The organism is Kitasatospora sp. NPDC028055 (assembly GCF_040637885.1).
In the GTDB taxonomy this organism is placed as follows: Bacteria; Actinomycetota; Actinomycetes; order Streptomycetales; family Streptomycetaceae; genus Kitasatospora.
The window spans coordinates 36,864-49,613 of record NZ_JBEZXE010000023.1; the positions used below are offsets into that span (position 1 = coordinate 36,864).

A 12,750-nucleotide genomic window follows, 5' to 3' on the forward strand; every position below is an offset into this window, starting at 1 on the left:
GCCCCTACGCTGCCGCCGCACCCCGGGCCCCGGCCTCGGCCCGGGGTGCGATCCCCCTCCCCCCGGCGGGGGATCTTCCGGTCCTCCCTAGGCCATCCGGTGGATCAGCCGGTCCTCCTGGTCCACCCGCCCGTCCGGGTCCGGCACCAGCCCGAGCCGCTCGGCCAGTCGGCGCGACGGCAGGTTGTCCGCCCTGATCAGCGCCGTCACCGGGATCCCGGGGAACCGCGGCAGCGCCTCCGCCATCGCCGCCCGGCACGCCTCCGCCGCGTACCCCTTGCCCCACGCCGACGGCCGGAACCGGTAGTACAGGTTGAACACCGGCTCCCCGTCCAGCGAGTGCAGGAACAGCCCGGCGACCCCGATCACCACCTCCGGCTCCGCCCGGGTCGCCACCATGCAGTACCCCACCCCGTCCCGCGGCCAGTCCGCCACGAACCCGGCCAACTGCTCCCGCGCCGCCGCGAGATCCCGCTGCGGCCCGTGCGGGTTGTACCGGTTGGTCTCCGGATCCCCGTGGATCGCGAACATCACCTCCGCGTCCCCCTCCTGCGGCCGGCTCAACACCAGCCGCTCGGACACGGCGACGACCGTCCGGGCATCGGCGGGCAGATCGGTGGTGGTCATGGCGGTTCCCCCTGTCATTCGTAATGGTCCAATGGCACGATAGACCATTACGCCGACGCCCGCCCGTCCATTTCCTACAGGATCGGCTCACACCCGATCGCCTTGCCCCCGGCGGCGAGGAACTGCTTCCAGGTCTCGTCGTCGTTGGGGATGAGCTTCTGGGCACCGTCCCAGCTCAATCGGAAGACAGTGGGCTTGCCCTGGCAGGACGTCACCATCTCGTCCGGTCCGACCCAGCGGGCCCGGCCGAGCCCCGGTTCGTCCTTCGGGGCAACCGAGGTCAGGAGCCGCGGCTCGGTGCCGATGGTGAAGGAGACGGAAGGGCCGGGGTTTGCGTCGGTGTGGATGTGGCAGGCCCACAGGGGGTCGGTGGCGGTGGTCGCGGTTTCCCGGAGGCCGCGGTTCCCCGGCAGGTCAGGCAGGGTGAACCCGGGCAGACCACAGATGGCGCTGTGGTTGAGATCGTGGTCCGTTCCGGCCTCCGACAGGACGTGCGGCGCCGGCATCGGCGTCGATTCGCAGGTTCGCTGGCCCGCGATCTGGTTGGCCACCGCCACGGAGAGTCCTGCGAGCTCTCGGGCCCCGGGTCCGTCGTCACCCGAACTGACCGTGACCCGCAGCCCACTGCCGCAACCCTCGGGGAGCAGTGCCCACGCCCGGTGGTCGGAGGCCGCGCCGGCCGCACCTCCGTTGGCCGAAGCGGCGAACAGCCGGGCTCCCGAGTCGTCCGCGAGGGCGGAGAGCCCGGTGTTCTCGCGTAGCTCCACCGTGACCGACCGGTCGTTTCCGAAGATTCCACGACTCACCGTTGCCACGCAGGATGCGGTGCCGCTGCGTAGTTGCCCGTTGCCGTACGTGTGCTCGCTGACCCGGCCCGATCCGAGTGCAGCGGTGAGCGCGTCGGCGCTCACGGTGCCGCTGCACACGCTGTCCGGTCCGAACGCATTGCTCAGGTTGTTCGCGAGGAACGCCCCCGCACCGGCCACCACCACCGTCACTGCGGTCACGGCCACGGCGGCCCGTACGCGTGGACGGCGGCTGCTGTCGGAAGGCTCGTGTCGTTGCTCCGTCACGCGATCACCCATTGCCGAACGCGGCCCTGTAGGCCTGGGTGATCGACGTGTAGTAGTGCATCTTCGCCGTGTCGGACAGTTGGAGCAGTTGCGCGTCGCGGAGAGGGATGCCGGACTCGTCGGCCTTCGTTTTGAGCATGTCCGGCACCTGCATCTGTCCGGCGCTGTAGAGGCTGCTGATGTTGCCCTGGGCCTTGGAGTTGATGGCGTCAGCCGTACTGTTCGCCCAGTTGCTGGTGGCGACGTCCACATAGCGCTGGGCGATGTCGCCCACCGGCAGCCAGGCCGAACCGGGCAGCATGTTCGCGATCGTGCCGATGTAGTGGTACTTCATCTTGGCTTCCCAGTTGGCCTTGAACACGGCGTCGTCCCGATGGTTCGTGATGGTGTTCGCCTGGACCGCGTCGAGCGACCCGAGGGCCTTGCTGGCGTCGTTGACGAGCATCTCGAACTTCGGATCCGGACGGCCGTTGACGTCCTTGAATACCTCCGGGCCGTACTCGGCCATCCGTCGGGCCACCTCCCGGCTCTCGCTCAGGTGGATCAGCGCGTACGCCTCGGGGTCCTCGGCGGTTCCCCGGATCGCCCGGAGCAGTTGCTCGCGGGTGGTGTTCAGCCCGCCCGGTTCGGAGGGGCCGGCCATGTCACGGCTGAGGATGTCGTGGGTGTCGGCGACGTATTCACTGATCAGCCCGGCCATCGGGCGACGCAGCCCGGAGTACATGGCGGCCTGGTCGCCCGCCTTGTCCCCGCCCAGCGCCGAGAGTGCACCGTCCATGATCCGCGTCATCATCGCGTCGTGCGGTCGTACGGGTGGCAGAGTGCTGCCGGGCTCGCGGCCGGTTGCCGCGCCGTCCAGCATTTCGACGAACATCCGGTGGGAGGTCTTGGGCAGCACACCCGGGGGAAGCCTGCTCTCCTGGTCGTCGCTGGGCCAGCCGCGGTCCCTGAGCAGGTGGGTGAGGTTCTGGTTCTGGCTCGGGTCGAGGAAGGCCTGGGTCGTCGCCAGATCGCCCTTCATCATCCGCAGCAGCGGGGCCAGCGGGTCGCCCTTCTCGGGGTTGTTGAGCCAGTTCGGGCCCCACAGCTCCTCGCCCTTGACCTTGCTGGAGGCCTCGTAGTCGAGCAGGTCGGTGCCGACCCTGCGGACGAAGGCCGGATCGAAGTTCCCCTTCGCTTCCATGAGGGCGGTGAGTGCGGGGTAGTTGTCGTTCCATCCTGCCGCCGAGCCGCCCGGGCGGCGGGCGGCCGCGAAGAGTCCGGCCTCCCAGTCCTTGCCCATGCCGCCGTTGCGGGTGGCGTTGGCGAGAAGCACCGACAGGTTGCCGTAGACGTCCTGGTAGCCCTTGGCGTTGTGGTTGCCGTGGGCGAGGTCACCGTAGGCCTTGCTGTACTCCAGGAAGGCTTCCGGGCCGGTCTTGCCGCCGTAGTTGAGGCCGTTGAGTAGCGAGGTCGCGAAGTCCTTGTTCCCCGTGTTGGCGGCCAGCAGGGTCTGCAGTTCCTTGAGCTGGTCGTCGGAGAGGCTGCCGCCCTTGGACATCAGGTCGGTGGCCCGCTTGGCGTCGGTGACCGGGCCGGTGCGGCCGGGCGTGGGGTTGAAGACGGCGTCGCTGGTGCCGATGTCGCTCTGGAGGTGGAGCGTGGCCAGCTGATCGGCGGCGGTGGCCTTCTCGACAGCCTTGGTCAGGCGTTCCGACACGGCCTTGGCCTTGGCGTTCAGGTCTCGCGCCAGCTGTTCGCTGTCGGGGTCGTTCTTCGCCCCCTTCGGCAGACTCCAACTCACCGTGCCGTCGGCCGAGACGGTGAGTCCCTGCGTCTGGGCGTCGTGGAGGGCCGTGTCGAGGTCGCGGCGGGCGGCGGTGAAGTCCTCGGCGGCGGTCTTCATGATCGCGGCGAGGGCGGTGGCGACGGCCGAGCCCTTCTTGAAGTCGTCGTCGATGCCCTGCAGCGCCTTGGTCGCGCTGTCGGCGGCATCGCCCTTCCAGCCGGCCCGCTGCGCGGTACTGGTGAGGTCCTTGGTGACCCGGCCGTCGAGGGCGGTGAGGGCCTTGGCGACCCCGGCCCATGCCTCGGCGGCGTCGGAGACCCCGGAGAAGTCGGCTTCGTGCAGTTCCTTGAAGGACACCATGTGTCCGTTCCCCCTTCTGACTTCTACCGGGCCGCGCGCAGGTCGGCGACGGTCGTGATCTCGTTGGAGTGGTAGTTCTGCCGGGTCTGGTCGAGGCCGGTGGCGGCGTTGCCGAGCTTGTCGTGCAAGGTCTTGCACTGGTTCAGCCAGCGCTCCGTGGCGCCGGTGAGGGCGCCGCCGAAGGAGAAGCCGCGGATCTTGGTCGACGCGGTGCTCGCGTACTCGGTGAGGCTGTGCGCGCCGGGCCCGGCCTTGCTGTTGGCGCCGTCGAGGTCGGTGGCGATCTGGCGGGCCACCCCGGCGGAGGCGGTGAGCTCGTACGGGGTGTCCAGCTGGCTGGTGGCCTTGCCGGGCGGGATGAGGGGGAGGGGTGGCACGGTGTTGCCGCCGTCGGCCGGGGCCGGCGGGGCGTACGGCGACTTCTTGGCCGTGGTGGTCGGCATCGGGTCCGTGGCCGGGGCGACCGGCCCGGTGGTGAAGTACGGGCTGCCCATGTCTGCGTGTTCCTCCCCTGGTCGGCGGGGGTTCGTGCACCCCCTTCGGCATGACGACCGTACAGGTCGGCTCCGTCAGTACACCGACGCACCCTCCGTGCCGCCGGTTGCACTGGGCGTGATCGGCTCCATCAAGGTTTCGTCAGGAGGGAATTGGCGGGGGATCGGCGACGCGGCTGCGCGGGCGAGGGCTTGTTACCGGCGGGTCGCTTCCCTATCATCGCGAGTGTTACAGCTTTACTGTCAAACCCCGGAGGGGCTGCGGCCAGTGCGTGACGCGAGCAATTCGGCGAGCAGTCCGGCGACCGCCCCGGCCGCCGGTGCGGGCCCGTTGGCGGGCGTTCGGGTGGTCGAGCTCGCCGGGATCGGGCCGGGGCCGTTCGCGGCCATGCTGTTGGGCGACCTCGGGGCGGACGTGGTGCGGGTGGACCGCCCGGAGCCCTCGCCGCTCGGGACGGACCCGGCGTACGACGTGACCAACCGGAACAAGCGGTCGGTGCTGGTGGACCTCAAGTCGCCGGAGGGGCCCGGCCTGGTGCTGGACCTGGTCGAGCGGGCCGACCTGTTGATCGAGGGCTACCGGCCGGGGGTGGCGGAGCGGCTCGGGGTGGGCCCCGGGGCGTGCCTGGCGCGCAACCCGGCCCTGGTGTACGGGCGGATGACCGGGTGGGGCCAGCAGGGGCCGCGGGCCGCCACCGCCGGGCACGACCTCGGGTACGCGGCGGTGGCCGGGGTGCTCGGGCTGGTCGCCGCGGAGGGCGGGGCCGACGCGCCGCCCGGGATCCCGGCGAACCTGCTCGGCGACTACGCGGGCGGCTCGCTCTACCTGGTGGTCGGCCTGCTCGCCGGACTGCACCACGCCCGCGCCACCGGCGCCGGGCAGGTGGTGGACGCCGCGATCGTGGACGGCGCGGCGCACCTGGGCAGCATGCTCTGGGGCCTGCTGGCGGCCGGCCACTGGCAGGACCGCCGGGGCGTCAACCTGCTGGACGGCGGCGCCCCGTTCTACGCGATCTACCGGGCCGCCGACGGCGGGCACCTCGCGGTGGGCGCCCTGGAGCCCCGGTTCTACGCGGAGTTCGCCCGCCTGCTGGAACTCGGCCCGGACGCGCCCGGCCAGTACGACCTCGCCCGCTGGCCCGAACTGCGCGCTCTGATCGCCGCCCGCTTCGCCACCCGTACCAGGGCCGAGTGGGAGGCCGTCTTCGCGGGCTCCGACGCCTGCGTGGAGCCGGTTCTGACGATGCGTCAGGCCGCTGCCGAGGGGCATCTGTCGGCGCGCGGCACGTACGTCGAGGCGGGCGGCGTCACCCAGCCCGCCCCCGCCCCGCGGTTCTCCGTCACCCCTGGGGCGCTGCGCCGCCCGCCGGCCCGGCCGGGTGCGGACACCGCGGAGGTGGCCCGGGACTGGGGCGTGCCGGCGCTCGACCGCGTGCCGGCACTCGACCGCGTGCCGTCCGCGCACCCGTGCGACCCGCCGCCCGGTGCCGCCGAACCTCTCAACTCCGCGACCGAACAAGGGGAGTAGCGTTGCAGCGCGAGATCTTCACCGAGCAGCACGAGGACTTCCGGGCCACCGTGAAGGCCTTCCTCGCCAAGGAGGTGCTGCCGCACTACGACCGCTGGGAGAAGGCCGGCATCGTCGACCGCTCGGTCTGGCTGGCGGCGGGCCGGCAGGGGCTGCTGGGCATCGCGGTGCCCGAGGAGTTCGGCGGCGGCGGCGCCCCCGACTTCCGCTACGCCGCCGTGCTGGCCGAGGAGTTCGCCCGGGCTGGTGCGTCCGGGCTGGCGATCGGGTTGCACAACGACATCATCGGCCCGTACCTCACCTCGCTCGCCACCGAGGAGCAGAAGCGGCGCTGGCTGCCCGGTTTCTGCAGCGGTGAGCTGATCACCGCGATCGCGATGACCGAGCCCGGCACCGGCTCCGACCTCCAGGGCATCCGCACCCAGGCGGTGGACCGGGGAGACCACTTCGTGCTGAACGGCGCCAAGACCTTCATCTCCAACGGCATCCTGGCCGACCTGGTCGTCGTGGTCGCCCGGACCACGCCGGAGGGCGGTGCGCACGGGCTGAGCCTGCTGGTGGTCGAGCGCGGGACGCCCGGGTTCGAGCGCGGCCGCAACCTCGACAAGATCGGCCAGAAGGCCCAGGACACCGCGGAGTTGTTCTTCGAGGACGTCCGGGTGCCGAAGGAGAACCTGCTCGGCGAGCTCAACGGCGGCTTCGTCCACCTGATGCAGAACCTCGCCCAGGAGCGGCTCACCATCGCCGCCGCGGCGATCGCCGGCGCCGAGTACCTGGTCGAGATCACCACCGACTACGTCAAGCAGCGCGAGGCCTTCGGCCGGCCGCTGGCCAAGCTCCAGCACGTGCGCTTCGAGATCGCCGAACTGGCCACCGAGTGCGCGATCACCCGGACCTTCGTCGACCGCTGCATCACCGAGCACAACCGCTACGCGCTCACCCCGGCGGATGCCTCGATGGCCAAGTGGTGGGCCACCGAACTGCAGAAGCGCACGGCCGACCGCTGCCTCCAACTCCACGGCGGCTACGGGTACATGAGCGAGTTCCCGGTCGCCCGGGCGTTCACCGACGGTCGCATCCAGACGATCTACGGCGGCACTACCGAGATCATGAAGGAGATCGTCGGCCGCTCCATCCTCGGCTGACTCCTCCGCCAACCCCCCCTGCCCCGAAAGGCATCCCCATCGTGACCACCGAAGCGTACGTCTACGACGCGATCCGCACCCCGCGCGGCCGCGGCAAGGCCACCGGCTCGCTGCACGGCACCAAGCCGATCGACCTGGTCGTCGGCCTGATCCACGAGATCCGCCGCCGCTACCCCGAGTTGGACCCGGCGGCGATCGACGACATCGTGCTCGGCGTGGTCAGCCCGATCGGCGACCAGGGCTCCGACATCGCCCGGATCGCCGCCATCGCGGCCGGCCTGCCCGACACGGTGGCCGGCGTCCAGGAGAACCGCTTCTGCGCCTCGGGCCTGGAGGCCGTCAACCTGGCCGCCGCCAAGGTCCGTTCGGGCTGGGAGGACCTGATCCTGGCCGGCGGCGTGGAGTCGATGTCCCGGGTCAAGATGGCCTCGGACGGCGGCGCCTGGTTCGCCGACCCGATGACCTCGTACGAGACCAACTTCGCCCCGCAGGGCATCGGCGCCGACCTCATCGCCACCATCGGGGGCTTCTCCCGCACCGACGTGGACGCCTTCGCCGCCGAGTCCCAGGCGCGCGCCGCCAAGGCGCAGGCGGACGGCCTGTTCGACCGCTCGGTCGTCCCGGTGCGCGACCGCAACGGCCTGGTCGTGCTGGAGCGCGACGAGTTCATCCGCCCCGGCACCACCGTCGAAACCCTGGCCGGCCTCAAGCCCTCCTTCGCCGCGATCGGCGAGGCGGGCGGCTTCGACGCCGTCGCCCTCCAGAAGTACCACTGGGTGGAGGCCATCGACCACGTCCACCACGCGGGCAACTCCTCCGGCATCGTGGACGGCGCCGCCCTCGTCGCGATCGGCAACCGCGAGGTCGGTGAGCGGTACGGGCTGCGCCCGCGCGCCCGGATCGTCTCCGCGGCCGTGTCCGGCTCCGAGCCGACCATCATGCTGACCGGCCCCGCCCCGGCCACCCGCAAGGCCCTCGCCAAGGCCGGGCTCACCGCCGCCGACATCGACCTGGTCGAGATCAACGAGGCCTTCGCGGCGGTCGCCCTGCGCTTCATCGGCGAACTCGGCTTCCGGCACGACCAGGTGAACGTCAACGGCGGCGCGATCGCGCTCGGCCACCCGCTCGGCGCGACCGGCGCGATGCTGCTCGGCACCGTCGTCGACGAGCTGGAGCGGCGCGAGCTGCGCTACGGCCTGATCACCCTGTGCGTGGGCGGCGGCATGGGCGTCGCCACCATCGTCGAGCGCGTCTGATCCCCCTCTCCCCCCGGTAGACCTGGAGACCTTGAACCCATGAGCGACACCACCACCATCCGCTGGGAGCAGGACCAGGACGGCGTGGTCACCCTCGTCCTCGACGACCCCACCCAGTCCGTCAACACCATGAACGAGGCCTTCACGGCCGACTTCGAGGCCACCGTCGAGCGGCTGGCCGGCCTCGGCGACGCGTTGCGCGGCGTGGTGGTCACCTCCGGCAAGAAGACCTTCTTCGCCGGGGGAGACCTGCGGATGCTGTCCGCCGCCCGCCCCGAGGACGCCGAGGCCGTCTTCGAGAAGTCCATGCGGATCAAGCGTTCGCTGCGCAAGCTGGAGACCCTCGGCAAGCCGGTCGTCGCCGCCGTCAACGGCAGCGCGCTCGGCGGCGGCCTGGAGATCGCCCTCGCCTGCCACCACCGGATCGCGCTGAACACCCCCGCCAGCCGGATCGGCCTGCCCGAGGTCACCCTCGGCCTGCTGCCGGGCGGTGGCGGCGTCGTCCGCACGGTGCGGCTGTTCGGCATCACCGACGCCCTGCTGAAATTCCTGCTGCAGGGCCGCCAGTACCGCCCGGCGCAGGCACTGGAGCACGGACTGGTGCACGAACTGGTCGACACCCCGGAGGAGTTGACCGCCCGGGCGAAGGCCTGGATCGAGGCCAACCCGACCGCCGTCCAGCCCTGGGACGTCAAGGGCTACAAGATCCCCGGCGGCACCCCCGCCACCCCCGCCTTCGCCGCCAACCTGCCCGCCTTCCCGGCCAACCTGCGCAAGCAGCTCAACGGCGCGCCCTACCCGGCCCCGCGCAACGTGCTGGCCACCGCGGTGGAGAGCAGCCAGGTCGACGTCGACACCGCGATGGTGATCGAGGCCCGCTACTTCACCGAGCTGGCCTGCGGGCAGACCAGCAAGAACATGATCCAGGCGCTGTTCTTCGACATGCAGGCGGTCAACTCCGGCGCCGGGCGGCCCAAGGACGTCGAGAAGCGGCTGGTCCGCAAGGTCGCGGTGCTCGGCGCCGGGATGATGGGCGCCGGCATCGCCTACGCCTGTGCCAAGGCCGGCATCGAGGTCGTGCTCAAGGACGTCAGCACCGAGGCTGCCGAGCGCGGAAAGGCCTACTCCGAGGGCCTGCTGAACAAGGCGATCGCCCGCGGCCGCTCCACCGAGGCGAAGCGCGACGAACTGCTGGCCCGGATCACCCCCACCGGCGACGCCGCCGACCTGGCCGGCTGCGACGCGGTGATCGAGGCCGTCTTCGAGAACACCGAGCTCAAGCACAAGGTGTTCCAGGAGATCGAAGGCGTGGTCGCCCCCGACGCGCTGCTCTGCTCCAACACCTCCACCCTGCCGATCGGCGTGCTCGCCGAAGGCGTCCGGCGCACCGGCGACTTCATCGGCCTGCACTTCTTCTCGCCGGTCGACAAGATGCGCCTGGTCGAGATCATCCGGGGCCCGCAGACCGGCGACGAGGCACTGGCCCGCGCCTTCGACCTGGTCCGGCAGATCGACCGGACCCCGATCGTGGTCAACGACTCCCGCGGCTTCTTCACCTCGCGGGTGATCGGCCAGTTCCTCAACGAGGGCGTCGCCATGGTGGGCGAGGGCATCCACCCGGCCTCCGTCGAGCAGGCCGCCGCCCAGGCCGGCTACCCCGCCAAGGTGCTCTCCCTGATGGACGAGCTCACCCTCACCCTGCCGCGCAAGATCCGCGACGAGTACCGGCGCGCGGTCGAGGCCGCCGGCGGCACCTGGACCCCGCACCCGGCGGACACGGTGGTGGACCGGATGGTCGACGAGTTCGGCCGCCCCGGGCGCAGCGGCGGCGCGGGCTTCTACGAGTACGGCGAGGACGGCAGGCGCGGCCGGCTCTGGCCGGGGCTGCTGGAGCACTTCGCCGGTGGCGCCGACGGTGCCGAACCGGTCGACCCCTCGGAGGTCCCGTTCGAGGACCTCAAGGAGCGGATGCTGTTCAGCGAGGCGATCGACTCGGTGCGCTGCCTGGAGGAGGGCGTGCTCACCTCGGTCGCCGACGCCAACGTGGGGTCCATCCTGGGCATCGGCTTCCCGGCCTGGACGGGCGGCGTCTTCCAGTACATCAACGGCTACCCGGGCGGCCCGGCCGGCTTCGCGGCCCGCGCCCGCGAACTCGCCGCCGCCTACGGCGAGCGGTTCGCGCCGCCGGCACTGCTGGAGCGGATCGCGGCGGAGGGGCGGACCTTCACCGACTGACCACCTTCACCGACTGACCAGAGTGGCGGAGGGCAGGGGGTGGGGCCGTGCGCGCGAGGGCGCGGCCCCACCCGGGGGCTGCTAGGTGCCGGGTTCCGCGCCGGGCTTCTCGCCGGGTTCCGCGCCGGGCTTCTCGCCTGACGCCTCGCCCAGCTCGTCGCCCAACTCCTCCCGCAGGAAGCGTTGGAACGCGGTGACCAGCGCCTGCGCCACCATCGGCTGGATGTGGTCGGTCAGCTCCTTCATCCGGGCCAGCTCCGCCGGATCCGGCTCGCTCTCCCGGTACGGCTTCCAGACCGTCTCCCGGAACAGCCGCTGCAACTCCCGGGCGGTCGCCCGGCTGTGCTCCACCACCACCGCCCGGGCGGCCAGCAGCGTCTCCAGCGGGATCGGCACGTCCAGGATCCGCACGCCCAACGGCAGCAGGGCCGGATCCGTCCGGAACACCTCCGGGTCGGCGGTGCGCTCCAGCGCCCCCATCGCGACCAGGCGTTCCACCTGCTCCTCCGACAGCCCCCGACCGGCCCGCCGCTCCAACTGGGCCCGGCCCACCTCCTCGGCCGTTTCCGGTGTCCAGGACGCCACCAGCGCCCGGTGGATGGCCAGGCCCAGCGGGGTGCTGTCCTCCGGCAGCCGGGCCAGGTAGCGCTCGATCGCGGCCAGGGTCAGCCCCTGCCGCTGCAACTCCTCGATCAGCCCCAGCCGGTCCAGGTGCGCGGCCCCGTACAGTCCCACCCGCCGCGGACCCAGTTCCGGCGGCGGGAGCAGCCCCTTCGTCCCGTAGAACCGCACCGTCCGCACCGTCACCCCGGCCCGCGCCGCCAACTCGTCCACCGTCAGCCGCACCTCGCCGACCCCGGCGCTGTGCTCCCCCATCTGCTGCCTCCCGCGCTGGCACACTCCTGCTGTGACAGCTGCAGTGTGACAGTGCGGTGCGATCAGGTCCATCGGACGGGGTGGGCGGCCCGGGCGGTGGGGGCCCGGGGCGGTGGTGGCCCGGAGGCGGCGGCCCGGGCGGTGGTGGCCCGGAGACTGCGAACGGCGCCCGCCCCGGCGTCGGGGCGGGCGCCGGGGCGGGGCACCTGTGGGGTCTCTCGCGGGCCTCGGGTCAGGCGAGGGCGGCGTGGTGGCGGCGGGTGACCTCGGGGTGGGCCCGGGTGTAGCCCTTCCACTCGTTGAAGCCGAAGTCGGCGAAGAGGGGGTTGGCCGGGTCCTCGGTGGCGCCGGGGGCGTGGTGGGCGAGGGGGAAGTCGAGCGGCTCGATGTGGGCGTCGAGGCGGGGGTTGTAGAAGAACGGGACGGAGTAGCGCTCACGGGCTCCGGCCGGGCTGACCACGCGGTGGCTGGTCGCCTTGAGGTAGCCGTCGGTGGCCACCTCCAGCAGCTCGCCGAGGTTGACCACGAAGGCGCCGTCGAGCGGCGGGACGTCCAGGAAGGTGCCGTCCGGGCGCTCCACCTGGAGGCCGCCCACGGTGTCCTGGAGGAGCAGGGTGATGAACCCGTAGTCCTTGTGGGCGCCGACGCCCTGGCCGGCGCCGTCGGGCGCGGTGCCCGGGTAGCGGACCAGCTTGAGCCGCAGGTGGGGGTGGCCCGCGAAGGCGTCGTCGTAGAAGTCGGGGCGGGCGCCGATCGAGGCGAGGAGCTCGTGCAGCAGGCGGCGGGCGACCGCGCCGAGGTGGTCGATCCAGCCGAGCGCGGCGGAGCGCAGCTCGGGGAGCGCGGCCGGCCACTGGTTGGGACCCTCCAGCCACCAGTACGGGGGCTCGCCGCTGCCGGGGGCGTGCGGGGGCAGCTCGGCGCCGATGTCCAGCTGGTCGCGCCAGTCCTGGCTGCCGCCGGTGCGCTCGTCGCCGGTGCGGGTGTAGCCGCGGTAGTGGGGGGAGTTGAGGTTGCTCACGGAGAGCCGGTCGGCCTCGGGGAGGGCGAAGAAGGCGCGCATGGCTGCGGTGAGCGCGGCCGTCTCCTCCGGGGTGACGCCGTGGCCGACGAGCTGGAAGAAGCCGACGCCGGTGGCGGCGGCACGGAGCTCGTCGTGCAGGCGGCGGCGGTCCTCGGGGCTGCCGTCGGCGAGCGAGAGGTCGATCACCGGGAGGGCCTCGGGGTGCGCCTCCGGGGTGGAGCCGGATCCGGATATGGGCGTGTACTGCTGCGTCATGTGTGACATCCGCTGGTCTCGTCCCGGCTGGTCCCGGTGGTCGACCAGGGAAGGCCGGAGCCGCGCCTGGTGGGGCGGGTGCTCCGGTAGCCGGGAGGTGGTGGCGGCC

General features: G+C 72.1%; 10 protein-coding genes. 4 read left to right on the top strand and 6 right to left on the bottom strand.

The genetic code is table 11. From position 1 onward, the window contains the following. Positions 1-87 precede the first annotated feature (87 nt). The 4 genes from AB0F71_RS22560 to AB0F71_RS22575 all read right to left on the bottom strand — a co-directional run bounded on the left by AB0F71_RS22560 (position 88) and on the right by AB0F71_RS22575 (position 4,322). Complete coding sequence (locus AB0F71_RS22560; RefSeq protein ID WP_360237289.1) at positions 88-627, bottom strand: GNAT family N-acetyltransferase; 540 nt, start codon at positions 625-627, stop codon at positions 88-90. A gap of 74 nt (positions 628-701) precedes the next feature. After that, positions 702-1,634, bottom strand: a complete 933-nt coding sequence (locus tag AB0F71_RS22565) for a hypothetical protein (RefSeq protein ID WP_360237291.1) — start codon at positions 1,632-1,634, stop codon at positions 702-704. 70 nt (positions 1,635-1,704) lie between these two features. Beyond that, a complete protein-coding gene (locus AB0F71_RS22570) occupies positions 1,705-3,828 on the bottom strand; it encodes a hypothetical protein (RefSeq protein ID WP_360237293.1) in 2,124 nt (707 codons plus the stop codon). Positions 3,829-3,851: 23 nt separating this feature from the next. Then, complete coding sequence (locus AB0F71_RS22575; RefSeq protein ID WP_360237295.1) at positions 3,852-4,322, bottom strand: hypothetical protein; 471 nt, start codon at positions 4,320-4,322, stop codon at positions 3,852-3,854. Between the two features lie 331 nt (positions 4,323-4,653). On the opposite strand from AB0F71_RS22575, the gene AB0F71_RS22580 reads away from it, so the two are divergent. From AB0F71_RS22580 to AB0F71_RS22595, 4 genes are read left to right on the top strand one after another with little or no spacing between them, the layout of a single operon-like run. Beyond that, positions 4,654-5,850, top strand: coding sequence for a CaiB/BaiF CoA-transferase family protein (locus AB0F71_RS22580; protein ID WP_360237441.1), 1,197 nt, complete (start codon positions 4,654-4,656; stop codon positions 5,848-5,850). A gap of 2 nt (positions 5,851-5,852) precedes the next feature. Next, a complete protein-coding gene (locus AB0F71_RS22585; RefSeq protein ID WP_360237297.1) occupies positions 5,853-6,995 on the top strand; it encodes an acyl-CoA dehydrogenase family protein in 1,143 nt (380 codons plus the stop codon). Between the two features lie 41 nt (positions 6,996-7,036). Further along, on the top strand, positions 7,037-8,251 hold the full coding sequence (locus AB0F71_RS22590) for an acetyl-CoA C-acetyltransferase (RefSeq protein WP_360237299.1): 1,215 nt from the start codon (positions 7,037-7,039) through the stop codon (positions 8,249-8,251). Between the two features lie 39 nt (positions 8,252-8,290). Next, positions 8,291-10,486, top strand: coding sequence for a 3-hydroxyacyl-CoA dehydrogenase NAD-binding domain-containing protein (locus AB0F71_RS22595; protein WP_360237301.1), 2,196 nt, complete (start codon positions 8,291-8,293; stop codon positions 10,484-10,486). An 81-nt stretch (positions 10,487-10,567) separates the two neighbouring features. Here the strand turns inward: AB0F71_RS22595 and AB0F71_RS22600 are convergent, their stop codons facing one another. Together AB0F71_RS22600 and AB0F71_RS22605 are read right to left on the bottom strand one after the other, a co-directional pair. After that, on the bottom strand, positions 10,568-11,362 hold the full coding sequence (locus AB0F71_RS22600) for a MerR family transcriptional regulator (protein ID WP_360237303.1): 795 nt from the start codon (positions 11,360-11,362) through the stop codon (positions 10,568-10,570). Positions 11,363-11,594: 232 nt separating this feature from the next. After that, on the bottom strand, positions 11,595-12,641 hold the full coding sequence (locus tag AB0F71_RS22605) for a 2-oxoglutarate and iron-dependent oxygenase domain-containing protein (RefSeq protein WP_360237305.1): 1,047 nt from the start codon (positions 12,639-12,641) through the stop codon (positions 11,595-11,597). Positions 12,642-12,750 lie beyond the last annotated feature (109 nt).